21 protein-coding genes and 2 tRNA genes are annotated in these 22,990 nt (G+C 54.4%); 5 read left to right on the top strand and 18 right to left on the bottom strand.

Features of this window, described 5'->3' with window-relative positions:
* The first annotated feature begins 7 nt into the window (after positions 1 to 7).
* Positions 8 to 337 carry a GIY-YIG nuclease family protein gene (locus tag AK59_RS0117380; protein WP_020687335.1) on the top strand — a complete coding sequence of 110 codons (330 nt, stop codon included), beginning with the start codon at positions 8 to 10 and terminating at the stop codon, positions 335 to 337.
* Here the strand turns inward: AK59_RS0117380 and AK59_RS0117385 are convergent.
* Entirely contained in the window at positions 324 to 827 is a 504-nt protein-coding gene (locus AK59_RS0117385) for a GNAT family N-acetyltransferase (RefSeq protein ID WP_020687336.1), read from the bottom strand. The genes AK59_RS0117380 and AK59_RS0117385 overlap by 14 nt on opposite strands.
* Complete coding sequence (ubiT, locus tag AK59_RS0117390; protein WP_029883384.1) at positions 821 to 1,345, bottom strand: ubiquinone anaerobic biosynthesis accessory factor UbiT; 525 nt, start codon at positions 1,343 to 1,345, stop codon at positions 821 to 823. The genes AK59_RS0117385 and ubiT overlap by 7 nt, the downstream gene beginning before the upstream one ends.
* Before the next feature lie 211 nt (positions 1,346 to 1,556).
* On the opposite strand from ubiT, the gene ubiU reads away from it, so the two are divergent.
* From ubiU to AK59_RS0117405, 3 genes are all read left to right on the top strand, one after another.
* The gene (ubiU, locus tag AK59_RS0117395) at positions 1,557 to 2,552 is read left to right on the top strand and encodes a ubiquinone anaerobic biosynthesis protein UbiU (RefSeq protein ID WP_020687338.1); all 996 of its coding nucleotides are present in this window, start codon (positions 1,557 to 1,559) and stop codon (positions 2,550 to 2,552) included.
* Between the two features lie 7 nt (positions 2,553 to 2,559).
* Complete coding sequence (locus AK59_RS0117400) at positions 2,560 to 3,438, top strand: U32 family peptidase (protein WP_029883385.1); 879 nt, start codon at positions 2,560 to 2,562, stop codon at positions 3,436 to 3,438.
* Between the two features lie 78 nt (positions 3,439 to 3,516).
* Positions 3,517 to 4,524 (top strand): luciferase-like monooxygenase, encoded by a 1,008-nt coding sequence (locus tag AK59_RS0117405; RefSeq protein ID WP_023621081.1) that lies wholly within the window; start codon positions 3,517 to 3,519, stop codon positions 4,522 to 4,524.
* 85 nt (positions 4,525 to 4,609) lie between these two features.
* Here AK59_RS0117405 and mtr read toward each other — a convergent pair whose 3' ends face one another.
* The 12 genes from mtr to AK59_RS0117460 form a co-directional block, all read right to left on the bottom strand.
* On the bottom strand, positions 4,610 to 5,854 hold the full coding sequence (gene mtr / locus AK59_RS0117410) for a tryptophan permease (RefSeq protein WP_013098910.1): 1,245 nt from the start codon (positions 5,852 to 5,854) through the stop codon (positions 4,610 to 4,612).
* 141 nt (positions 5,855 to 5,995) lie between these two features.
* Complete coding sequence (locus AK59_RS0117415) at positions 5,996 to 7,891, bottom strand: DEAD/DEAH family ATP-dependent RNA helicase (protein WP_013098911.1); 1,896 nt, start codon at positions 7,889 to 7,891, stop codon at positions 5,996 to 5,998.
* Positions 7,884 to 7,964 carry a protein YrbN gene (gene yrbN / locus AK59_RS1000000125015; protein WP_097533792.1) on the bottom strand — a complete coding sequence of 27 codons (81 nt, stop codon included), beginning with the start codon at positions 7,962 to 7,964 and terminating at the stop codon, positions 7,884 to 7,886. Before yrbN ends, AK59_RS0117415 begins: the two co-directional genes overlap by 8 nt.
* 108 nt (positions 7,965 to 8,072) lie before the next feature.
* Entirely contained in the window at positions 8,073 to 8,957 is an 885-nt protein-coding gene (gene nlpI, locus AK59_RS0117420; RefSeq protein ID WP_013098912.1) for a lipoprotein NlpI, read from the bottom strand.
* 108 nt (positions 8,958 to 9,065) lie between these two features.
* The gene (gene pnp / locus AK59_RS0117425) at positions 9,066 to 11,204 is read right to left on the bottom strand and encodes a polyribonucleotide nucleotidyltransferase (RefSeq protein ID WP_013098913.1); all 2,139 of its coding nucleotides are present in this window, start codon (positions 11,202 to 11,204) and stop codon (positions 9,066 to 9,068) included.
* A 242-nt stretch (positions 11,205 to 11,446) separates the two neighbouring features.
* A complete protein-coding gene (gene rpsO / locus AK59_RS0117430; RefSeq protein ID WP_013098914.1) occupies positions 11,447 to 11,716 on the bottom strand; it encodes a 30S ribosomal protein S15 in 270 nt (89 codons plus the stop codon).
* 156 nt (positions 11,717 to 11,872) lie between these two features.
* Entirely contained in the window at positions 11,873 to 12,823 is a 951-nt protein-coding gene (gene truB / locus AK59_RS0117435; RefSeq protein WP_029883386.1) for a tRNA pseudouridine(55) synthase TruB, read from the bottom strand.
* Positions 12,823 to 13,227, bottom strand: coding sequence for a 30S ribosome-binding factor RbfA (rbfA, locus tag AK59_RS0117440; protein ID WP_003024988.1), 405 nt, complete (start codon positions 13,225 to 13,227; stop codon positions 12,823 to 12,825). The genes truB and rbfA overlap by 1 nt, the downstream gene beginning before the upstream one ends.
* Positions 13,228 to 13,329: 102 nt before the next feature.
* Positions 13,330 to 16,020, bottom strand: coding sequence for a translation initiation factor IF-2 (gene infB, locus AK59_RS0117445; protein WP_013098916.1), 2,691 nt, complete (start codon positions 16,018 to 16,020; stop codon positions 13,330 to 13,332).
* 24 nt (positions 16,021 to 16,044) lie between these two features.
* A complete protein-coding gene (gene nusA, locus AK59_RS0117450) occupies positions 16,045 to 17,547 on the bottom strand; it encodes a transcription termination factor NusA (protein ID WP_013098917.1) in 1,503 nt (500 codons plus the stop codon).
* Positions 17,548 to 17,575: 28 nt separating this feature from the next.
* Positions 17,576 to 18,028, bottom strand: a complete 453-nt coding sequence (rimP, locus tag AK59_RS0117455; protein WP_014833432.1) for a ribosome maturation factor RimP — start codon at positions 18,026 to 18,028, stop codon at positions 17,576 to 17,578.
* Positions 18,029 to 18,235: 207 nt separating this feature from the next.
* Positions 18,236 to 18,312: transfer RNA gene (locus tag AK59_RS0117460), tRNA-Met, on the bottom strand.
* A gap of 286 nt (positions 18,313 to 18,598) precedes the next feature.
* Here AK59_RS0117460 and argG point away from each other — a divergent pair.
* Positions 18,599 to 19,945 (top strand): argininosuccinate synthase, encoded by a 1,347-nt coding sequence (argG, locus tag AK59_RS0117465; RefSeq protein WP_029883387.1) that lies wholly within the window; start codon positions 18,599 to 18,601, stop codon positions 19,943 to 19,945.
* A 177-nt stretch (positions 19,946 to 20,122) separates the two neighbouring features.
* Here the strand turns inward: argG and AK59_RS0117470 are convergent.
* The 4 genes from AK59_RS0117470 to folP form a co-directional block, all read right to left on the bottom strand.
* A tRNA-Leu gene (locus AK59_RS0117470) sits at positions 20,123 to 20,209 on the bottom strand.
* Between the two features lie 9 nt (positions 20,210 to 20,218).
* A complete protein-coding gene (gene secG, locus AK59_RS0117475; protein WP_003861803.1) occupies positions 20,219 to 20,551 on the bottom strand; it encodes a preprotein translocase subunit SecG in 333 nt (110 codons plus the stop codon).
* Positions 20,552 to 20,774: 223 nt separating this feature from the next.
* Positions 20,775 to 22,112: a phosphoglucosamine mutase gene (glmM, locus tag AK59_RS0117480; RefSeq protein ID WP_013098919.1), complete on the bottom strand. Its 1,338-nt coding sequence runs from the start codon at positions 22,110 to 22,112 to the stop codon at positions 20,775 to 20,777.
* Entirely contained in the window at positions 22,105 to 22,953 is an 849-nt protein-coding gene (gene folP, locus AK59_RS0117485) for a dihydropteroate synthase (protein WP_020687345.1), read from the bottom strand. The genes glmM and folP overlap by 8 nt, the downstream gene beginning before the upstream one ends.
* Positions 22,954 to 22,990 lie beyond the last annotated feature (37 nt).

Consider the following 22,990-nt stretch of genomic DNA (forward strand, 5'->3'; position numbering starts at 1 on the left):
CTCTCTCATGCTATGGTGCGTTCACCTTAACATACTGAATCTGTTTACCGTGTGCTGGTTTCTCTATCTTGTCCGTACCGCCGATAACGCTCTCTACACCGGGATCACGACCGATGTGGCGCGGCGTTTTCTTCAGCATCAAACGGGAAAAGGGGCAAAAGCGCTGCGGGGGAAAGGAGAATTGACGCTCGCCTTTTCTGCCCCCGTGGGTGACAGATCGCTGGCGTTAAGAGTGGAATACCGCATTAAGCAGTTAACGAAGCGCCAGAAAGAGCGCCTCGTCACCGGAGACGGATCGTTTGAGGCGCTGTGTGAAAGCCTGATTAGAAGCGATTAAAATGGTCGTGATACTCCACGAGGCCATTTACGCCGTTGAGCGCGTCATCCGCCAGACGGTGCACCTGGAAGGCAGTTTCGGTTCCCGGCCAGCGACAGCGGAGATCGTACTGCGCCGCCGGCTCGAAGCCCAGGCGACCATAGAAAGCAGGATCGCCCAGCGTCACCACCGCGGCATAGCCAAACTCATTGAGCGAGTCCAGCCCTTCATACACCAGCTGACGTGCCAGCCCTTGTCCACGATAGTGTTCATCTACCGCCAGCGGCGCCATTCCTACCCACTGTAATTCTTCACCCTGAACGGTTACCGGGCTGAAGGCAACGTAGCCCACCACCTGACCTTCGTCATCGGTGGCAACCAGCCCCAGCGTGATCAGGCCGTCTTCGCGGAGATCGTGGACCAGTTGGGCTTCTGCGTCGCTCGCAAAAGAGCGGCGTAACAACGCATCGATACCCGGTGCATCAATCCCAATTTCGACTCGAATCAGCATGGCTCACCTACTGAAGTATGTTTACTGTCAGGCGGGTTTTTCAGCCCGGCCTCAACGAAATCTGCCATTTGCATTAACATCACGCGCAGCGCTTTTGGCATCTGCTCCAGCTCAATGGCATCCATTAAATTTTTGACGTACAGACCCAGTTCCGTATCGCCTTCAATGACCAGACGGCGCTGGAAAAAGAGGGTATCCGGATCCTGCTTACGCGCGGCGATCATCAGCAGATCGCAGGCGTCGGCGCTAAAGCTCACATCCGCGTCGGCGGACTGGCGCACAATCAGCTGGTCATTCTCGACGGAGGTAAACCAGCGCAGACCGATATCACGCACTTCAATGCTTAACCAGCGGCCTTCCAGGAACGCCAGTTCGCCTTCCTGCAGCGCCTGGCGGAACTGCCAGCTCAGGAGCTGCTCCAGCACCTGACGTTTAAGCGCGAACGGCGCCAGTTTTACCGGCACGCTCAGCATTGATGGACCAAATTGTACGAGACGTGAACGCAGTTTATCCAGCACGAGCTTTACTCCCTGATAGCGATAGTCCGGGTATTTTGCCATATCCGGAGGAGAACATAGCGGCGTAAATCAACAAACCGTCGTCCGGTGTACCTCATTATTGGTGCCATCAATACGCCATTAGCTGCCTTAAATCAAAAATTGTCGCGTATGGGTTAATTAAAATCCCAGCTCGTTAACATTTTTGCTCTCGACGACATCAGGATAAATTATGGAGCTGCTCTGCCCTGCCGGAAACCTTCCGGCGCTTAAGGCGGCCATCGAAAATGGGGCCGATGCGGTCTATATCGGGCTGAAAGATGATACTAACGCCCGCCATTTTGCTGGCCTCAACTTTACGGAGAAAAAGCTTCAGGAAGCCGTTAACTTCGTACATCAGCACCGCCGCAAATTGCATATTGCCATCAATACCTTTGCCCATCCTGATGGCTATGCCCGCTGGCAGCGCGCAGTGGATATGGCAGCACAGCTGGGTGCCGATGCGCTGATTCTGGCCGATCTCGCCATGCTAGAGTATGCGGCAGAACGCTATCCTCATATTGAGCGCCATGTCTCTGTTCAGGCCTCTGCCACCAACGAAGAGGCGATACGTTTTTATCATCAAAATTTTGACGTGGCCCGGGTGGTTTTACCGCGCGTGCTCTCTATTCATCAGGTTAAGCAACTCGCGCGCGTCACGCCAGTGCCGCTGGAAGTTTTTGCCTTTGGTAGCCTGTGCATCATGGCTGAAGGCCGCTGCTATCTCTCCTCGTATTTAACCGGTGAATCCCCTAATACCGTTGGCGCATGCTCGCCTGCCCGCTTTGTTCGCTGGCAGCAAACGCCACAGGGGTTGGAATCTCGCCTGAATGAGGTACTGATTGACCGCTATCAGGACGGTGAAAACGCTGGCTACCCGACGCTGTGCAAAGGCCGCTATCTGGTTGACGGCGAGCGTTATCACGCGCTGGAAGAACCCACCAGCCTCAACACGCTGGAACTGCTGCCGGAACTGCTGGCCGCTAATATTGCCTCAGTGAAGATTGAAGGTCGCCAGCGCAGCCCGGCCTACGTCAGTCAGGTGGCGAAAGTCTGGCGTCAGGCCATTGACCGCTGCATGGCAGATCCGCAGAACTACGCCCCGCAATCGGCCTGGATGGAGACGCTCGGCGCAATGTCTGAAGGCACCCAAACCACGCTTGGCGCGTATCACCGTAAATGGCAGTGAGATAACCATGAAATATTCATTAGGACCGGTGCTCTACTACTGGCCAAAAGAGACGCTGGAAGATTTTTATCAACAGGCCGCGACGAGCAGCGCCGATGTGATTTACCTTGGCGAAGCGGTATGCAGCAAGCGCCGTGCCACCAAAGCAGGCGACTGGCTGGAGATGGCGAAAAGCCTGGCCGGGAGCGGCAAACAGGTGGTGCTCTCTACGCTGGCGCTGGTACAGGCCTCATCTGAACTGGGTGAGTTGAAGCGCTACGTGGAGAACGGCGAGTTTCTGCTGGAGGCCAGCGATCTGGGCGTGGTGAACATGTGCGCCGAACGCAAGCTGCCGTTTGTCGCGGGCCATGCATTGAACTGCTATAACGCCGTGACCCTGCGCCTGCTGCTGAAACAGGGGATGACGCGCTGGTGCATGCCGGTAGAGCTGTCGCGTGACTGGCTGGTAAACCTCCTGAACCAGTGTGACGAGCTGGGTATTCGCAACCAGTTTGAAGTGGAAGTGTTGAGCTATGGTCATCTGCCGCTGGCGTACTCTGCCCGCTGCTTCACTGCCCGCTCTGAAGATCGCCCGAAAGACGAGTGCGAAACCTGCTGCATCAAGTACCCGAACGGACGCAGCATGCTGTCGCAGGAGAATCAGCAGGTGTTTTTCCTGAACGGCATTCAGACCATGAGTGGTTATGTGTATAACCTTGGTAACGAGCTGGCGTCGATGGACGGACTGGTGGACATGGTGCGTCTGTCCCCGCTGGACACCAGCGTGTTTGCCATGCTGGATGCTTTTCGCGCCAATGAAAACGGCGCATCGCCGCTGCCGCTGACGGCAAACAGTGACTGTAACGGCTACTGGAAGCGGCTGGCCGGACTGGAGCTGCAGGCCTGAAAAAGGCTCACTTTGTTAACAACGGTTATCATTATTTAATGCAGTATTAAAGATTGACCGTCGACAAAGTGAGCTGTTATGACTGACAAAACCCTTCCGTTTTCGGTGCTGGATCTGGCGCCGATCCCACAAGGCTCCTCGGCAAGAGAAGCCTTTTCGCACTCTCTCGATCTGGCTCAACTGGCCGAAAAGCGTGGCTATCACCGTTACTGGCTGGCGGAGCATCACAACATGGTCGGCATCGCCAGCGCAGCAACGTCTGTGCTGATTGGCTACCTGGCCGCGAACACCACCACCCTGCACCTGGGATCCGGTGGCGTGATGCTGCCAAACCATGCTCCTCTGGTGATCGCCGAGCAGTTTGGTACGCTGAATACCCTCTACCCGGGCCGTATTGATTTAGGCCTTGGCCGTGCGCCGGGCAGCGACCAGCCCACCATGCGCGCCCTGCGTCGCCATATGAGCGGTGACATCGACAATTTTCCGCGTGATGTGGCTGAACTGGTGGACTGGTTCGATGCGCGTGACCCGAACCCGCACGTGCGCCCGGTGCCGGGCTATGGCGAGAAGATCCCGGTATGGCTGTTAGGCTCAAGTCTTTATAGCGCGCAGCTTGCTGCACAGCTGGGGCTGCCCTTCGCGTTCGCCTCCCACTTCGCACCGGATATGCTGCATCAGGCGCTGCATCTCTACCGCACGAACTTCAAACCTTCTGAAAGGCTGGAGAAACCGTACGCGATGGTGTGTATCAATATCATTGCCGCCGACAGCAATCGCGATGCGGAATTCCTGTTTACCTCCATGCAGCAGGCGTTTGTGAAGCTGCGTCGCGGTGAGACCGGCCAGCTTCCACCGCCGGTGGAGAATATGCATCAGCTGTGGTCAGCTTCCGAGCAGTATGGTGTTCAACAGGCTCTGAGCATGTCGCTGGTGGGAGATAAAGCGAAGGTGCGTCACGGGCTTGAGGCGGTGCTGCGCGAAACGCAGGCTGATGAGATTATGGTTAACGGCCAGATTTTCGATCATCAGGCGCGTTTGCACTCGTTTGAGCTGGCGATGCAGGTGAAAGAGGAGTTGGTGGGGTAGTTTTTTTGCCCGGTGGCGCTTCGCTTACCGGGCCTACGGGATCGCGTAGGCCGGATAAGGCGTAGCCGCCATCCGGCACAAAAACTTACTGATATACCGGCAACAGATTAAAGCTCGACAGCACGTGGACCAGCGCGTTACCAACACCAAACACCAGAATCAGTGCAATCATCGGTTTACCGCCCCAGACGCGGAATTTCGGGCTACCGAAGCGCTGACGGGATTTACGCGCCAGCAGCGCCGGCACAATTGCCGCCCAGATGGTAGCCGCCAGACCGGCATAACCAATGGCGTACAGGAAGCCGTTCGGCCACAGCAGGCCGCCCACCATCGGTGGCAGGAAGGTCAGCAGTGCGGTTTTGAAGCGCCCCATCGCGGAGTCATCAAAGCCAAACAGGTCCGCCAGATAGTCAAACAGGCCGAGCGTCACGCCGAGGAAAGAGCTCGCAACCGCAAAGTTGGAGAATACCACCAGCAGCAGATCCAGACTGCGGCTGTTCAGTACACCGCTCAGCGCCTGCACCAGCACATCTATATTCCCGCCCTTCTGCGCAATGCCGATAAACTCAGGACGCGGGATGTTGCCCATCGTCCCCAGCAGCCAAATCACATACAGCCCCAGCGCCAGCAGCGTACCGTAAACCAGGCACTTGACGATTGTCCGCGGGTCTTTGCCGTAGTACTTCATCAGGCTCGGTACGTTGCCGTGGTAGCCAAACGACGCCAGACAGAACGGCAGGGTCATCAGCAGATACGGCGTGTACGACGTATTGGTTTCAGCCACGTTAAACAGTGTTGACGGGGTAACGTGCCCCAGCAGGCTACCGAAGGTCAGAAAGAAAGTGATGACCTTTGCGCCCAGTACGATGGCCGTCATCCGGCTCACCGCTTTGGTACTCATCCAGACGATAAACGCGACACCCAGCGCAAAGCACAACCCGGCCAGACGCGCCGGAACGTGCAGCGACATCTCCGAAAAGGTGTGATGCAGAATCGAGCCGCTTGCTGAGATGTACGCGTAGGTCAGGATGTAGAGCACAAACGCGATGGAAAGGCCGTTCACCAGGTTCCAGCCTTTACCCAGCAGATCTTTCGTGATGGTGTCGAAGCTGGAGCCAATGCGGTAGTTCAGGTTGGCTTCAAGGATCATCAGCCCTGAATGGAGCATACAGAACCAGGTGAAGACCAGCGCAGCCAGCGACCAGAAGAACCACGCACCGGACATGACCACTGGCAGGGAGAACATCCCGGCACCAATAATGGTTCCGCCGATGATCACCACGCCGCCAAGCAGCGAAGGTGACGTTTGGGTGGTGGTTAGTGTCGCCATACAGCCATATCTCCAGTCAAAAATGTGGTTTGCATTTTAATGTGCTGCACTGTACCAGTACAAGAGTACAAAGGAAATAAAAAAAGCCCCGATAGTCTTTATCGGGGCTGTATATATTACTTTACGTCAGAAACGAAAGGCTTACGCGTCACCGAAACGACGACGGCTGGTGCCTTCTTCACGACGTGGGCCACGGCTATCACGGCGTTCACCGGAGAAACGACGACCTTCACCACCGCGACCTTCGCTACGACCGCCTTCACGACGCTCGCCACCGAAACCGCGACCACCGCCACGACGTTCGCCGCCACGGTCAGGACGTGGCTGTGCATCGCCCAGCAGCTGCATGTTCATCGGCTTGTTCAGGATGCGGGTGCGAGTAAAGTGCTGCAGTACTTCACCCGGCATGCCTTTTGGCAGCTCGATGGTGGAGTGAGATGCGAACAGCTTGATGTTACCGATGTAACGGCTGCTGATGTCGCCTTCGTTCGCGATCGCGCCAACGATATGACGAACTTCAACACCATCATCACGGCCCACTTCAATGCGGTACAGTTCCATTTCGCCAGCGTCACGACGCTCACGACGTGGACGGTCTTCGCCACCACGCTCTGAACGGTCACCACGTGGGCCACGATCGTTACGGTCACCACGGCGTTCGAAGCGATCGTCACGATCGCGGAACTCACGACGAGGACGCATCGGTGCATCTGGTGGCACGATCAGGGTACGTTCGCCCTGTGCCATCTTCAGCAGTGCTGCAGCCAGCGTTTCGATATCCAGCTCTTCGCCTTCAGCGGTCGGCTGAATCTGCGCCAGCAGCGCACGGTACTGATCCAGATCGCTGCTTTCCAGCTGCTGCTGGACTTTCGCGGCGAATTTTTCCAGACGGCGTTTGCCCAGCAGTTCTGCGTTTGGCAGCTCCGCTTCCGGAATGGTCAGCTTCATGGTGCGTTCAATGTTACGCAGCAGACGGCGCTCGCGGTTCTCAACGAACAGCAGGGCACGACCCGCACGACCTGCACGACCGGTACGGCCGATACGGTGAACGTAAGACTCGGAGTCCATTGGGATGTCGTAGTTTACAACCAGGCTGATACGCTCAACGTCCAGACCACGTGCTGCCACGTCGGTTGCAATCAGGATATCCAGACGACCGTCTTTCAGACGCTCCAGCGTCTGCTCACGCAGAGCCTGGTTCATGTCGCCATTCAGCGCTGCGCTGTTGTAGCCGTTACGCTCCAGGGCTTCAGCCACTTCCAGGGTCGCGTTTTTGGTACGAACGAAGATAATCGCCGCATCAAAATCTTCCGCTTCCAGGAAACGCACCAGCGCTTCGTTTTTGCGCATGCCGTACACAGACCAGTAGCTCTGGCTGATGTCCGGGCGAGTGGTAACGCTGGACTGAATGCGCACTTCCTGCGGCTCTTTCATGAAGCGGCGGGTAATGCGACGGATTGCTTCTGGCATGGTGGCAGAGAACAGAGCGGTCTGGTGACCTTCCGGGATCTGCGCCATGATGGTTTCTACGTCTTCGATGAAGCCCATACGCAGCATTTCGTCGGCTTCATCCAGTACCAGACCGCTCAGTTTAGAGAGATCCAGTGTACCGCGCTTCAGGTGATCCAGCAGACGGCCCGGCGTACCGACAACAATCTGTGGGCCCTGGCGCAGGGCGCGTAACTGCACGTCATAACGCTGGCCGCCGTACAGGGCTACCACGTTTACGCCGCGCATGTGTTTAGAGAATTCCGTCATCGCTTCCGCAACCTGAACCGCCAGTTCACGGGTTGGAGCCAGGACGAGGATCTGCGGTGCACGCAGGTCCGGATCAATGTTGTTCAGCAGCGGCAGCGAGAATGCTGCGGTTTTGCCGCTACCAGTCTGGGCCATGCCCAGCACGTCACGACCAGAGAGCAGATGTGGGATACATTCTGCCTGGATCGGAGATGGTTTTTCGTAACCGAGATCGTTAAGAGCTTCAAGGATAGGAGCCTTCAGGCCCAGATCTGCAAAAGTGGTTTCGAATTCAGCCATGTAGTACGAGTGCCTCAATGTCAATGGCGGCCAGTCTACTTAGCTCATCGTGAAAATGATCTGCAATTTTCATTGAAAAGTGTGAACCGGCTCAAATTAGGTGTATTGACGAACAACAACGCCCTCACCAGTGAAGGTGATGGCAATCAAAAAGATTACGGGCTGATGTTTATGTCGTCAGCTATTGCTGGTCCGATTCTGCCAGGTCATCTTGCTCCTGGCCCAAGAGCGATAATTCCAACAATGCATAACGGTGCTCAACGAAGTTGTGTACGTTGTTAGCAACCGCTAATTTGAACAGTGCCGTAGCGCTGTCCTTATCCCCCAGACTTAGGTAGTACTTACCTAAATAGAAGTTGGTTTCACTGAGATGCTCAGCGAGCGAGGTGTTATCCGTTGCGTCCGCCTTGAGGCGTTCCATCAGCGTTGCTTCGCTAATGTTGCCCAGGTAGAACTCGACAATGTTCCATCCCCACTGTTCCTTGTCCGATTTGTCGAAGCGCTGTTTCAGTGCCTCTTTTGCCTGCTTCTCATCGAGCTTCTGCTCAACGATGTAAAGCCACAGGCTACGGAAAGGATCATTAGGATCGTCTTGATAAAACGCCAGCAGATCATCTTGCGCTAACTTATCACGACCGCCGTAATACAATGCGATACCGCGATTCAAGTGCGCGTAGTTGTAAGTTGGATCAAGCTCAAGTACAGAATCAAACGCTTCATAGGCAGCATCAAAATTGCCTGCCTGCGTTAAATAAATGCCTAAGTAATTGAATACTTCAGGCATATCAGGTCGGATAGCCAGCGCTTGTGAGAAATCATTTCGCGCTAATGCCCTCAGACCGAGACTATCATACAACACTCCGCGCTCATATAAAAGCTGTGCGCGTTCGTCATCGGTTAAAGCCCGACTGGCAAGAATTTGTTCCATGCGTGCCAGAATCACTTCCTGCTGCAAAGTCGGTTGCAATGGCACTGCGAGGACTTCGCTCTTACGCCAGGCAGAGTTGCTGCATCCTGCCAGCGTTAAAGCTGTCGCAACGAAACACCAGCGCAAAAAAGGCTTCATTTCCCACTCCCGAAGACAACTATTGGATGAACGTCCTGTCCCCCGGCGGCTTAACAAGGCGTCCTGCCTGATAATGGCCCTCCGCGATGCGGAGGGCAAATGGCAACCTTACTCGCCTTGCTGTTCTGCTGCCGGTGCTTCTGGCGCAGCAGCTGGCTGAGACTGCTCGGTTGCTTCTTTAATGCTCAGACGGATACGGCCCTGGCGGTCAACTTCCAGAACTTTAACCGGTACTTCCTGACCCATCTGCAGGTAATCGGTCACTTTCTCAACGCGCTTGTCAGCGATTTGAGAGATGTGTACCAGACCTTCTTTACCGCCACCGATGGCAACGAACGCGCCAAAGTCAACGATACGGGTCACTTTACCATTGTAGATACGGCCCACTTCGATTTCTGCAGTGATTTCTTCGATGCGACGAATCGCGAATTTCGCTTTTTCGCCGTCGGTCGCTGCGATCTTCACCGTACCGTCATCTTCGATTTCAATGGTGGTGCCGGTCTCTTCGGTTAGCGCACGGATCACGGAACCGCCCTTACCGATAACATCTTTGATCTTGTCTGGATTGATCTTGATGGTGTGAATACGCGGAGCGAATTCGGAGATATCACCGCGTGGCGCGTTGATAGCCTGTTCCATCACGCCCAGGATGTGCAGACGCGCACCTTTTGCCTGGTTCAGAGCAACCTGCATGATCTCTTTGGTGATGCCTTCAATTTTGATATCCATCTGCAGTGCAGAGATACCGTCGCGGGAACCCGCCACTTTGAAGTCCATATCGCCCAGGTGGTCTTCGTCGCCCAGAATGTCAGACAGAACAACAAAGTTGTCGCCCTCTTTCACCAGACCCATTGCGATACCCGCAACGGCGGCTTTGATTGGCACGCCTGCATCCATCAGCGCCAGAGAGGCACCACACACGGAAGCCATGGAAGAAGAACCGTTGGATTCGGTGATTTCAGAAACCACACGAACGGTGTACGGGAATTTGTCTGCGTCTGGCATCACTGCCAGCACGCCGCGCTTCGCCAGACGACCGTGACCAATTTCACGACGCTTAGGCGAACCCACCATACCGGTTTCCCCTACGGAGTACGGAGGGAAGTTATAGTGGAACAGGAAGCTGTCAGTGCGCTCGCCCATCAGCTCGTCGATGATCTGTGCGTCACGTGCAGTACCCAGGGTCGCGGTAACCAGCGCCTGCGTTTCGCCACGGGTGAACAGCGCAGAACCGTGAGTACGTGGCAGTACGCCAGTACGCACGTCCAGACCACGGATCATGTCTTTTTCACGGCCATCAATACGCGGCTCGCCAGCCAGTACGCGGCTACGAACAACGTTTTTCTCGATTGCGTGCAAAATTTCGCTCAGCTCGTTAGCGTCCAGCGTTTCGTCTTCAGCAACCAGCGTGGCGATGGTTTCGTCTTTGATCACGTCAACCTGAGCATAACGCTCCTGCTTGTCGGTGATACGGTACGCATCGCTCAGACGCGCTTCAGCCAGTGCAGCAACGCGTGCGTTCAGCGCGTCGTTAGCGGCTTCAGGCTGCCAGTCCCAACGTGGTTTACCGGCTTCTTTCACCAGCTCGTTGATGTTCTGGATAACAACCTGCTGTTGGTCGTGGCCGAAGACCACAGCGCCCAGCATCTGGTCTTCGCTCAGCAGCTCTGCTTCAGACTCAACCATCAGAACGGCGGCTTCCGTACCGGCAACAACCAGGTCCAGCTTACTTTCTTTCAGCTCTTCCTGAGTCGGGTTCAGCACGTACTGGTCGTTGATGTAACCAACGCGCGCGGCACCGATAGGACCATTGAATGGAATACCGGACAGAGACAGCGCAGCGGAGGCACCGATCATCGCAACGATATCCGGGTTAACCTGTGGGTTAACGGAAACCACGGTCGCGATAACCTGCACTTCGTTTACGAAGCCTTCCGGGAACAGCGGACGAACCGGGCGGTCAATCAGACGCGCGATCAGGGTTTCGCCTTCGCTTGGACGGCCTTCACGACGGAAGAAGCCACCCGGGATTTTACCGGCAGCGTAAGTACGCTCCTGGTAGTTAACGGTCAGTGGGAAGAAGTCCTGACCTGGTTTAGCTTTTTTCTGGCCAACAACGGTCACGAATACCGCGGTGTCATCCATGCTTACCATAACGGCAGCAGTAGCCTGACGTGCCATCATGCCGGTTTCCAGCGTGACGGTATGCTGACCATACTGGAATTTACGAACGATCGGATTCAGCAAAATTCTGTCCTTTCTTAAATGTTTGACAGCACACCACCGGTGTGCTGACGATTTAACCCGACCTTCTTCGCATCCTCGCGACTAATGACAACCAACACCCCCATGGGTGAAGCCTCTCATTAGCCGCGCGAACCTCTGCAAGGAAGATCATTTATAGCAACAATACAATAGTTTCCAGTGAATTGCTGCGGTCCGGTTGAAAAAAGGGGCCATCAGGCCCCCTTTTCTGAAACTCGCAAGACTTAGCGACGCAGACCCAGACGCTCGATCAGCGCGGAGTAACGTGCAACATCTTTACGTTTCAGGTAGTCGAGCAGTTTACGACGCTGAGAAACCATACGCAGCAGACCACGACGGCTGTGGTGATCTTTTTTGTGCTCTGCAAAGTGACCCTGCAGGTGGTTAATCTGTGCAGTCAGCAGTGCAACCTGAACTTCGGTAGAACCGCTGTCGTTAGTACCACGACCAAACTCAGAAACGATTTTAGCTTTAGCTTCAACGCTTAGAGACATTTTCAAACTCCAAAGTATAAAGAATGTAAGGATGCCGATCTCTAATTCAGCGATCCCCGTATACGCCCCACAAAATTGTTAAACAATTTGCCGGACGTTAAGCCGCGATATTCTACTCGCCTCACCGGTTTACCGCAAGGTGAGCTGATATCGCCGTCAGCCTTCGACCGGGTATTCCACCACCAGACGGCGGGGCGCAACGCGTCCTTCACCGTCCATTTCACCCATGCCGATAAACTTACCGTCATCCCCTTCGGTCACGCGTACCAGGCCTTCCAGCGGTGCATTCGTGGTCCGAACCGGGTTTCCGTTCTTAAAGTAAACGGACGATGTTAAAGGAAGATTAACAACCGGGAAGTCTGCCGCCGGGCTGTCCATCGGCATCAGCAGCGGGTCAAGCAAATCTGCCGCGGCAACACCCTGCGCTTGCGCCTGTTCAACCAGCGCGTGCAGATGCTCAAGGGTCACCATCCGCTCAACCGGATATTTACTGACGGCCAGGCGACGCAGGTAGATAACATGCGCACCGCAGCCCAGCTTCTCGCCGAGGTCGTCGATAATGGTGCGAATATAGGTGCCTTTCGAACAGTGCACTTCCAGCTCCAGTTCGTTACCCTCGTGGCGAATAAAGAGCAGTTCATACACGGTGATCGGTCGGGCTTCACGCGGCACTTCAATACCCTGGCGCGCATATTCGTAGAGCTTTTTACCCTGATATTTCAGTGCAGAATACATCGACGGCACCTGCAGCGTATCGCCACGGAAGCTCTCCAGCGCCGCATCCAGTTGCTCTGCGCTAAACGTCACAGGACGCTCTTCCACCACCTGACCATCGGCATCGGAGGTGTCCGTGCGCTGGCCCAGCCTGGCGATAACGCGATAACGCTTATCGGAATCCAGCAGGTACTGAGAAAACTTTGTTGCCTCCCCCAGGCAGATGGGCAGCATGCCCGTCGCCAGGGGGTCCAGCGCGCCTGTATGGCCCGCACGGTTGGCATTATAAATACGCTTCACTTTTTGCAGCACGTCGTTGCTGGATGCGCCCTGGGGTTTATCCAGCAGCAGCACACCATGCACGTCGCGGCCACGACGACGAGGACGACTCATCAGTCCTCCTTGCTGTCGTCCGCCGGGTTAACACGACGTTCGTCGTCATGTTTCACCACGCTGGTCACCAGGTTGGACATACGCATACCTTCGACCAGGGAGTTGTCGTAGAAGAAGGTCAGCTCAGGCACGATACGCAGACGCATCGCTTTGCCGAGCAGAGAGCGGATGAAACCAGAGGCTTCCTGCAACGCTTTAATGCCATTTTTCACTGCTGCTTCGTCCTGATCGTTCAGGAACGTCACGAACACTTTGGCATACGCGAGGTCACGGGACATCTCCACGCCGGACACGGTGGTCATCATGCCCACACGCGGATCTTTAATTTCGCGTTGCAGAATGAGCGCGATCTCTTTCTGCATTTCCTGCGCTACGCGCTGCGGGCGACCAAATTCTTTCGCCATAATAAATTCTCCAGACAAAAAAGGGGCTAAAGCCCCTTTTTAAAATTATTGCCGGGTGGCACGAGGCGATCCCGGCCGACATATGGACCTATCCCAACAGGATTAGTCGATGCTGCGTTGGATCTCGATGATTTCGAACACTTCGATCATATCGCCAACGCGAACGTCGTTGTAGTTCTTCACGCCGATACCACATTCCATGCCGTTACGGACTTCGTTAACGTCATCTTTGAAGCGGCGCAGAGATTCCAGCTCGCCTTCGTAGATAACCACGTTGTCACGCAGTACGCGGATTGGGTTGTGACGCTTGATGGTACCTTCGGTAACCATACAGCCCGCGATCGCACCGAATTTCGGCGATTTGAACACATCGCGCACTTCGGCCAGACCGATGATCTGCTGTTTCAGCTCTGGAGACAGCATACCGCTCATCGCTGCTTTCACTTCGTCGATCAGGTTATAGATGACGGAGTAGTAACGCAGATCCAGGCTTTCTGCTTCGATCACGCGGCGAGCAGACGCGTCAGCACGCACGTTGAAGCCAACCAGAATGGCGTTAGAGGCAGCCGCCAGGGTTGCGTCGGTTTCGGTGATACCACCTACGCCAGAACCGATGATCTTCACTTTAACTTCGTCAGTAGACAGTTTCAGCAAGGAGTCGGAGATCGCTTCCACAGAACCCTGAACGTCAGCTTTCAGTACGACGTTCACTTCGTGAACTTCGCCTTCAGCCATGTTCGCGAACATGTTCTCGAGTTTAGATTTCTGCTGACGAGCCAGTTTAACTTCACGGAATTTGCCCTGACGGTACAGTGCAACTTCACGCGCTTTCTTCTCGTCACGCACAACGGTCACTTCGTCACCGGCAGCCGGCACACCGGACAGACCGAGGATTTCCACTGGAATGGACGGACCTGCTTCCAGCACTTCCTGACCCAGTTCGTTACGCATCGCACGAACACGACCGTATTCGAAACCACACAGGACGATATCGCCTTTATGCAGTGTACCTTCGCGAACCAGAACGGTAGCCACCGGGCCACGGCCTTTATCCAGGAAGGATTCGATAACCGCGCCGCTCGCCATACCGTTACGGATCGCTTTCAGCTCCAGAACTTCAGCCTGCAGCAGGATCGCGTCCAGCAGCTCGTCGATACCAGTACCTGCTTTCGCAGATACGTGTACGAACTGGCTTTCACCGCCCCACTCTTCTGGCAGGATGCCGTACTGGGACAGTTCGTTTTTAACACGATCTGGATCCGCTTCTGGCTTATCGATCTTGTTCACTGCAACCACAACCGGCACACCCGCCGCTTTCGCGTGCTGGATAGCTTCGATGGTCTGTGGCATGACGCCATCGTCTGCAGCAACAACCAGAACAACGATATCTGTCGCCTGAGCACCACGAGCACGCATTGAGGTAAACGCGGCGTGGCCTGGGGTATCCAGGAAGGTGATCATACCGTTGTCGGTTTCTACGTGATATGCACCGATGTGCTGGGTAATACCACCCGCTTCACCGGAGGCTACTTTCGTAGAACGAATGTAGTCGAGCAGAGAGGTTTTACCGTGGTCAACGTGACCCATGATGGTCACAACTGGCGCACGCGGTTCTGCCGCAGCACCGGTATCACGGTCGCTCATTACTGCTTCTTCCAGCTCGTTTTCACGACGCAGGATAACTTTGTGTCCCATCTCTTCGGCAACCAGCTGTGCGGTTTCCTGGTCGATCACCTGGTTGATGGTCGCCATTGCGCCCAGTTTCATCATCGCTTTGATGACCTGAGAGCCTTTAACCGCCATTTTGTTCGCCAGATCGCCAACGGTGATGGTTTCGCCGATCACAACGTCACGGTTAACGGCCTGAGCAGGCTTCTGGAAGCCCTGCTGCAGGGAAGAACCTTTACGCTGTTTGCCGCCTTTACCGCCACGCACGGCTGCACGCGCTTCTTCACGGTCAGCTTTAGACTCGGCGTGTTTGTTGCCTTTTTTCGCCGGACGCGCTGCTTTCGCATTGCGACCACGGCCACGGCCGCCTTCTACTTCACGGTCGTTATCATCTTCAGCCTGACGCGCGTGCTGAGAAGTGGTCACGTGATAGTCGCTGGTATCTTCAGACTGCTCAGCGGTATCAATACCGTTCTTCTCGTTTTCTTCTGCCATACGGCGCGCTTCTTCAGCCACACGACGCGCTTCTTCTTCAAGCTTGCGGCGTGCTTCTTCTTCGGCTTTACGCTTCAGTTCGGCAGCTTCATTTTCACGACGGGCTTTTTCAGCCTGGGCGGTTTTGGTCATTTCGTCTGTCTGTTGATTGCTCACTTTGTCTTTTTCCGCAGCTTCACGCTTCACTTTTTCACTTGCGTCGCGTTTCGCTTTTTCTGCGGCCTCACGTTCAGCTTTTAATTCTGCCTCACGTTTGGCAGTTGCTTCTGCCTCACGCTGAGCTTGTTCTTCCGCTTCACGCTGTGCCTGCTCTTCCGCGGCAAGGCGCTCTGCCTCTTGCGGATCACGTTTTACAAAGGTGCGCGTCTTGCGGACTTCAATTTGTACCGATTTACTTTTGCCACCGGTACCTGGAATATTCAACGTGCTGCGCGTTTTGCGCTGCAGCGTCAGCTTGTCAGGCGCAGAGCCGTGTTCACGGTTGAGGTGCGCTAACAAGGTTTGTTTTTCGTTTGCCGTCACTGAGTCATCAGCGGTCTTCGGGATCCCTGCATCAGCAAATTGCTGTACCAGGCGGTCCACGGAGGTCTGAATCTCAGCAGCCAGCGATTTTACAGTTACATCAGTCATGCTGTTCCTTCCTGCTACAGTTTATTACGCTTCGTCGCCGAACCAGCAAATATTACGTGCGGCCATGATGAGTTCGCCGGCTTTCTCGTCGGTTAAACCTTCGATATCAGCCAGGTCATCAACGCCTTGCTCAGCGAGATCTTCCAGCGTACAAACACCACGGGCAGCCAGCTTGAACGCAATCGCACGATCAAGACCTTCCAGATTCAGCAGGTCATCAGCCGGCTTTTTATCGCCAAGGCTTTCTTCCTGAGCCAGTGCCAGGGTGGTCAGTGCGTTTTTAGCGCGTTCACGCAGGGCTTCAACGGTTGGTTCATCCAGACCGTCAATTTCCAGCAGCTCTTTCATTGGCACATAGGCCAGTTCTTCCAGCGTAGAGAAACCTTCTTCTACCAGAACCGTGGCGAACTCTTCGTCAATGTCCAGGTATTTCGTGAAGGTATCGATCGCCGCATGGGCTTCAGCCTGATGCTTGGCCTGCAGGTCATCAACGGTCATCACGTTGAGTTCCCAGCCGCTCAGCTGTGACGCCAGGCGTACGTTCTGACCGTTACGGCCGATTGCCTGCGCCAGGTTACCCGCTTCAACAGCGATATCCATGGTGTGTTTGTCTTCGTCAACAACGATAGACGCAACATCCGCCGGAGCCATTGCGTTGATCACGAACTGCGCCGGGTTGTCATCCCACAGAACGATATCGATACGTTCGCCGCCCAGCTCGGTAGAGACCGCCTGAACACGCGCACCACGCATACCGACGCAAGCACCGACCGGGTCGATACGCTTGTCGTTGGTTTTCACCGCAATTTTCGCACGGGAGCCCGGATCGCGAGCCGCCGCTTTAATTTCGATAACTTCTTCGCCGATTTCCGGCACTTCGATACGGAACAGTTCAACCAGCATTTCTGGTTTAGAACGGGTCACGAACAGCTGTGCACCACGCGCTTCAGGGCGAACGGCATACAGCACACCACGGATACGGTCGCCAGGGCGGAAGTTTTCACGCGGCAGCATGTCTTCACGGAGAATCACAGCTTCAGCGTTGCCCGGCATCCCTTCGGATTTGATCTCCAGAGAGATGTTGTCGCGGTTCACTTTCTTCACCACGCCAGTGATGATTTCGCCTTCCTGATCGCGGAACTGATCGACAACCAGCGCACGCTCGGCTTCGCGAACTTTCTGCACGATAACCTGTTTTGCGGTCTGGGTGGTGATACGGTCGAAGGTCACAGATTCAATCTGATCTTCAACATAGTCACCAACGTTCAGGCTTTCGTCTTCAAAACGCGCCGCTTCCAGGGTGATCTCTTTAGTTGGCTGGGTCACTTCTTCAACGATTACCCAACGACGGAATGTATCGAAGTCACCGCTTTTACGATCGATTTCTACGCGAACATCGATCTCTTGTTCGTATTTTTTCTTGGTTGCTGTAGCCAGTGCACTTTCCAGCGCTTCGAAAATCTTTTCACGCGGCAGTGATTTCTCGTTGGAGACGGCTTCAACAACAGCCAAAATTTCTTTGTTCATCGCGGGCTTTTCACCTCAATCCAGACTGTTAAAAGTGGGGAACCAGGTTCGCCTTCTGGATATTACTCAGCGCGAACACTTCATCTTTGCCTTCGACTGTTACCGTGATCATTTCACCATCAACGGCTTTGATAATTCCCTGCCATTTACGGCGGTTCTGTACGGCCATACGCAGAACGAGAGCCACTTCTTCACCGGTAAAGCGCACATAGTGCTCGGCCGTGAACATCGGGCGATCGAGGCCAGGTGAGGAAACTTCCAGGTTGTACGCAACGGTAATTGGGTCTTCAACATCAAGAACCGCACTCACCTGGTGGCTAACATCAGCACAATCATCAACATTGATGCCATCTTCACTATCAATATAGATGCGCAGCGTCGATGTGCGGCCGCGAACGAATTCGATGCCGACCAGTTCGTAGCCCAGTGCTTCGACCGGTGCAGTAATCATCTCTGTTAATTTTTGCTCTAATGTGGACAAGCCCACCCCCAAGACATAAAAAAAGGGCGTAAAGCCCAGTTATTCTGTAGTCAGATAACAAAAAACCCCGATAAATCGGGGCTTTAGATAACTGAACCCTATAGCCACAACTGTGGCCTGGAGCACTCTCCGAAAGAATTTTTTCAAATCCAGCTACGAAGGCTCTGAGTCTTCACAGTATATTTGAAAAATGACTTTATGGGAAAGTGGTTGCGGGGGCCGGATTTGAACCGACGACCTTCGGGTTATGAGCCCGACGAGCTACCAGGCTGCTCCACCCCGCGCCTGAAACGTGGCAAATTCTACGCGTTTTGGACAGAATTTGCAAATAATGCTGGGATTTGGTACCGAAGACGGGACGTAAAACCGGCGTTTAGTATATTGATAGTGAGCCCCATCTGTCAACTCAGTTTCCGCCAGGGCATACGGAGGGAAATTTTTACAAAAAACGCACGAGTCTCTTCCGGTCATCGACAAAAGATGATTAAATGAATACTCACTTATTTTGCATAAACATGCATCGAGAGCGAAAGCGGTCTCTAATCAGTCAATCACGCAGGGTTTTATTTTATGACGACGATTCTCAAGCATCTTCCGGTAGGACAACGTATTGGCATCGCTTTTTCAGGCGGCCTGGATACCAGCGCTGCACTGCTGTGGATGCGCCAAAAGGGAGCGGTTCCGTATGCATATACTGCGAACCTGGGTCAGCCGGATGAGGACGACTATGATGCCATTCCTCGTCGTGCTAAAGAGTATGGCGCAGAGAACGCACGTCTGATTGATTGTCGTAAGCAGCTGGTCGCCGAAGGTATTGCCGCTATCCAGTGTGGCGCGTTCCATAATACCACCGGCGGTCTGACCTATTTCAACACCACCCCACTGGGCCGTGCCGTGACCGGCACCATGCTGGTTGCCGCCATGAAAGAAGATGGCGTGAACATCTGGGGTGACGGCAGTACTTATAAAGGTAACGATATTGAACGTTTCTATCGTTATGGCCTGCTGACCAACGCCGAGCTGCAGATTTACAAACCGTGGCTGGACACCGATTTTATCGATGAGCTGGGCGGCCGTCATGAAATGTCTGAATTTATGATCGCCTGCGGCTTCGACTATAAAATGTCCGTCGAAAAAGCCTACTCCACTGACTCCAACATGCTGGGCGCAACGCACGAAGCAAAAGATCTGGAGTTCCTGAACTCCAGCGTGAAAATCGTTAACCCAATCATGGGCGTGAAATTCTGGGATGAAAGCGTCAAAATCCCGGCAGAAGAAGTGACCGTGCGTTTCGAGCGTGGCCACCCGGTAGCCCTGAACGGCAAGACCTTCTCTGATGATGTGGAACTGATGCTGGAAGCGAACCGCATCGGCGGTCGTCACGGCCTGGGTATGAGCGATCAGATCGAAAACCGTATCATCGAAGCGAAAAGCCGTGGCATCTATGAAGCCCCGGGGATGGCGCTGCTGCACATTGCCTATGAGCGTCTGCTGACCGGCATTCACAACGAAGATACCATCGAGCAGTATCACTCCCATGGCCGTCAGTTGGGTAAACTGCTGTATCAGGGCCGCTGGTTCGATCCACAGGCACTGATGCTGCGTGATGCCCTGCAGCGTTGGGTGGCAAGCGCTATCACTGGCGAAGTCACTCTGGAACTGCGTCGCGGGAATGACTACTCCATTCTGAACACTGTGTCTGACAACCTGACCTATAAAGCAGAACGTCTGACCATGGAAAAAGGTGAATCCGTGTTCTCACCTGATGACCGTATCGGCCAGCTGACCATGCGTAATCTGGATATCACCGATACCCGTGAGAAGCTGTTCAACTACGTTGAGAATGGCCTGCTGTCAGCCAGTTCCGGTAACGGCCTGCCGCAGGTTGAAAACCTGGAGCACAGCGATAAGAAGTAATCGCTGATGTGAAGTGTAAAAGGCGTCCGATGGACGCCTTTTTTGTGGCCTTTTGTAGGGCGGGTAAGCGCAGCGCCACCCGCCATTTTGCCCGGTGGCGCTGCGCTTACCGGGCCTACGATCGATAAAAAATACAAACAAAAAAAGACGTCTTTCGACGTCTTTTTTCTGGAATATTGGTACCGAGGATGGGACTCGAACCCACAAGCCCGTTAGGGCACTACCACCTCAAGGTAGCGTGTCTACCAATTCCACCACCTCGGTACGGAATACTTACTGCGGGATATCGCTGGTTGGCTTAGCCGGTGCAGCTGGCTGAGTCTGCTCAGTTTTCGCTGGCGCGCTCAGGTTTTCCCACTCGCTTCCTTTGCTGGTCTTGTTGCTGTTGATATTGCCAAGCACCAGGCTGATGATGAAGAACAGCGTAGCCAGAATCGCTGTAGTACGGGTCATAAAGTTCGCAGAACCACTTGAACCGAACAGCGTACCGGAAGCGCCTGCTCCGAAGGAGGCTCCCATATCAGCGCCTTTACCTTGCTGCAGCATAATCAGCGCTACGAGAGCGATGGCTACAATAAGGAAAATAACTAAAAGAGCTTCGTACATAATCAACCTGTTCCTTGCGGATTTGCCGCATACCAATGCTTCGACCAATTAGCAGGATTTTTGTTTCCCACTGAAGCGGGTGTGAATACTAACCAAAGCGAATGACCTTCGCAAGGGCAATTTTGACGCATTGTATCAACTGCAGAAAAAAACAGCAAAAAGCCATTAAATGCTTAAAACTAAGGCGGCAAGCGCCGCCTTTTTAAACACTTACTGTGAAAAGTTATGCAGCTTTTACAGCATCTGCAATACGGTGCGCAAATTCAGTCACCTGCGCTTCGTCTTCGCCTTCCACCATCACGCGGATCAGCGGTTCAGTACCTGACTTACGCAGCAGAACACGCCCACGGTTGCCAAGCGCAGCTTCAACGTCTGCCATCACCGCTTTGACGTTATCATTTTCCAGCGGATCGCCTTTGCCTGCGGTGAAGCGCACGTTCACAAGGATCTGCGGGAACATTTTCATGCCGCTGCACAGATCGTGCAGGCTCATATGGTTGCGTGCCATCGCGGCAACAACCTGAAGCGCTGCCACAATGCCGTCACCGGTGGTGGTTTTGTCGAGCAGGATCACATGGCCGGAGTTTTCAGCGCCAATGCGCCAGCCTTTCTCCTGCAGTTTTTCCAGCACGTAGCGGTCACCCACCTTCGCGCGAACAAACGGGATCCCCAGCTGTTTCAATGCCAGCTCCAGACCCATGTTGCTCATCAGCGTGCCAACCGCACCGCCGCGCAACTGTCCCTGACGCAGACCTTCGCGCGCAATAATGTAAAGGATCTGGTCGCCATCGACCTTGTTCCCTTCGTGGTCAACCATGATCACGCGGTCGCCGTCGCCGTCCAGGGCAATACCCAGGTCCGCTTTTTCTGCCAGCACGCGTGCCTGCAGGGCACGAACATCCGTCGCACCGACCTGTTCGTTAATGTTCAAACCATCGGGCTCACAGCCAATAGTGATCACCTTCGCCCCCAGCTCGCGGAAAACATTCGGCGCAATGTGATACGTCGCGCCGTTTGCACAGTCCACCACAATTTTGAGGTGAGCCAGGCTTAGCTCGTTCGGGAAGGTCCCTTTGCAGAATTCAATGTAACGGCCAGCCGCATCAACAATACGGTTTGCTTTGCCCAGCTCAGCGGAATCAACACAGGTGATCTCTTTTTCCATTTCGGCTTCGATCGCCTCTTCCACATCATCCGGCAGCTTGGTGCCATCAATGGAGAAGAACTTGATACCGTTATCATAGAACGGGTTATGTGAGGCGGAAATCACGATGCCGGCTTCCGCGCGGAAGGTACGCGTCAGATAGGCGACAGCAGGTGTTGGCATTGGGCCAGTAAAGGATGCTGAAAGCCCGGCAGCGGCGAGACCGGCTTCCAGTGCGGACTCCAGCATATAGCCGGAAATGCGGGTGTCTTTGCCAATGATGATCTTACGCGAGCCATGACGTGCCAGAACCTTGCCAGCAGCCCAGCCAAGCTTAAGCACAAAATCAGGGGTGATTGGAGCATCGCCTACGCGCCCACGGATACCATCGGTACCAAAATATTTACGATTACTCATAGCGTTTCTTTTCCTTCGCTGCCAGTGTGGCTTCCACCACACGCATGGCTTCTACTGTTTCTTTAACATCATGGACACGGATAATATGCGCGCCTTGCATTGCTGCAATCACCGCGCAGGCCAGACTGCCGCTCAGGCGTTCACTCGGCCCGACATTCAGCAACTGCCCAATCATCGACTTTCTCGACATGCCAACCAGCAACGGCAGGCCGAAATGATGAAACTCGGATAAACGCGCAAGCAACGCATAATTGTGGGAGAGATTTTTACCGAAACCGAACCCCGGGTCGAGCAGCAATTTCTCTTTTGCGATACCTGCACGTTCACAGCGTGCAATATGCTCAATAAAGAAGCGATTCACATCCGCAAAGACATCCTCATACTTAGGCGCATCCTGCATCGTTTTCGGTTTTCCCTGCATATGCATCAGACAAACCGGCAGCCCGGTTTCCGCAGCCGCTTCAATCGCCCCCGGCTCGGTCAGAGAGCGGATATCATTGATGATGTGAGCACCCACTCGCGCCACTTCACGAATCACCTCTGGCTTAGACGTGTCCACGGATATCCACACCTCAAAACGTTGTGCGATGGCTTCAACCACCGGCACCACACGCGCCAGTTCTTCCTCCACTGAAACCTCTGCCGCCCCCGGACGCGTCGACTCACCGCCAACGTCAATGATGGTAGCGCCCGCGTTGATCATCAGATTGGCGTGCTTAACCGCCTCAATAAGCGTGTTATGCGTACCGCCATCTGAGAAGGAGTCAGGGGTAACATTCAGGATCCCCATCACATGCGGATGTGAGAGATCGAGATGCGAGTCCTGGGCGAAAAGTTTCATGGCTAAATCCCTGGTATTAATATGGTTAAACAGAAAA

This window comes from Enterobacter sp. T1-1 (genome assembly GCF_000710795.1).
GTDB lineage: Bacteria > Pseudomonadota > Gammaproteobacteria > Enterobacterales > Enterobacteriaceae > Enterobacter > Enterobacter cloacae.

What these genes read in the sequence shown, in the direction of transcription:
- AK59_RS0117380 (WP_020687335.1), top strand. Translation starts at nt 8, where the DNA reads ATGCTATGGTGCGTTCACCTTAACATACTGAATCTGTTTACCGTGTGC.
- AK59_RS0117385 (WP_020687336.1), bottom strand. Translation starts at nt 827, where the DNA reads ATGCTGATTCGAGTCGAAATTGGGATTGATGCACCGGGTATCGATGCG.
- ubiU (WP_020687338.1), top strand. Translation starts at nt 1,557, where the DNA reads ATGGAGCTGCTCTGCCCTGCCGGAAACCTTCCGGCGCTTAAGGCGGCC.
- AK59_RS0117400 (WP_029883385.1), top strand. Translation starts at nt 2,560, where the DNA reads ATGAAATATTCATTAGGACCGGTGCTCTACTACTGGCCAAAAGAGACG.
- AK59_RS0117405 (WP_023621081.1), top strand. Translation starts at nt 3,517, where the DNA reads ATGACTGACAAAACCCTTCCGTTTTCGGTGCTGGATCTGGCGCCGATC.
- mtr (WP_013098910.1), bottom strand. Translation starts at nt 5,854, where the DNA reads ATGGCGACACTAACCACCACCCAAACGTCACCTTCGCTGCTTGGCGGC.
- AK59_RS0117415 (WP_013098911.1), bottom strand. Translation starts at nt 7,891, where the DNA reads ATGGCTGAATTCGAAACCACTTTTGCAGATCTGGGCCTGAAGGCTCCT.
- yrbN (WP_097533792.1), bottom strand. Translation starts at nt 7,964, where the DNA reads ATGAAAATTGCAGATCATTTTCACGATGAGCTAAGTAGACTGGCCGCC.
- nlpI (WP_013098912.1), bottom strand. Translation starts at nt 8,957, where the DNA reads ATGAAGCCTTTTTTGCGCTGGTGTTTCGTTGCGACAGCTTTAACGCTG.
- rpsO (WP_013098914.1), bottom strand. Translation starts at nt 11,716, where the DNA reads ATGTCTCTAAGCGTTGAAGCTAAAGCTAAAATCGTTTCTGAGTTTGGT.
- truB (WP_029883386.1), bottom strand. Translation starts at nt 12,823, where the DNA reads ATGAGTCGTCCTCGTCGTCGTGGCCGCGACGTGCATGGTGTGCTGCTG.
- rbfA (WP_003024988.1), bottom strand. Translation starts at nt 13,227, where the DNA reads ATGGCGAAAGAATTTGGTCGCCCGCAGCGCGTAGCGCAGGAAATGCAG.
- infB (WP_013098916.1), bottom strand. Translation starts at nt 16,020, where the DNA reads ATGACTGATGTAACTGTAAAATCGCTGGCTGCTGAGATTCAGACCTCC.
- nusA (WP_013098917.1), bottom strand. Translation starts at nt 17,547, where the DNA reads ATGAACAAAGAAATTTTGGCTGTTGTTGAAGCCGTCTCCAACGAGAAA.
- argG (WP_029883387.1), top strand. Translation starts at nt 18,599, where the DNA reads ATGACGACGATTCTCAAGCATCTTCCGGTAGGACAACGTATTGGCATC.
- secG (WP_003861803.1), bottom strand. Translation starts at nt 20,551, where the DNA reads ATGTACGAAGCTCTTTTAGTTATTTTCCTTATTGTAGCCATCGCTCTC.
- glmM (WP_013098919.1), bottom strand. Translation starts at nt 22,112, where the DNA reads ATGAGTAATCGTAAATATTTTGGTACCGATGGTATCCGTGGGCGCGTA.
- folP (WP_020687345.1), bottom strand. Translation starts at nt 22,953, where the DNA reads ATGAAACTTTTCGCCCAGGACTCGCATCTCGATCTCTCACATCCGCAT.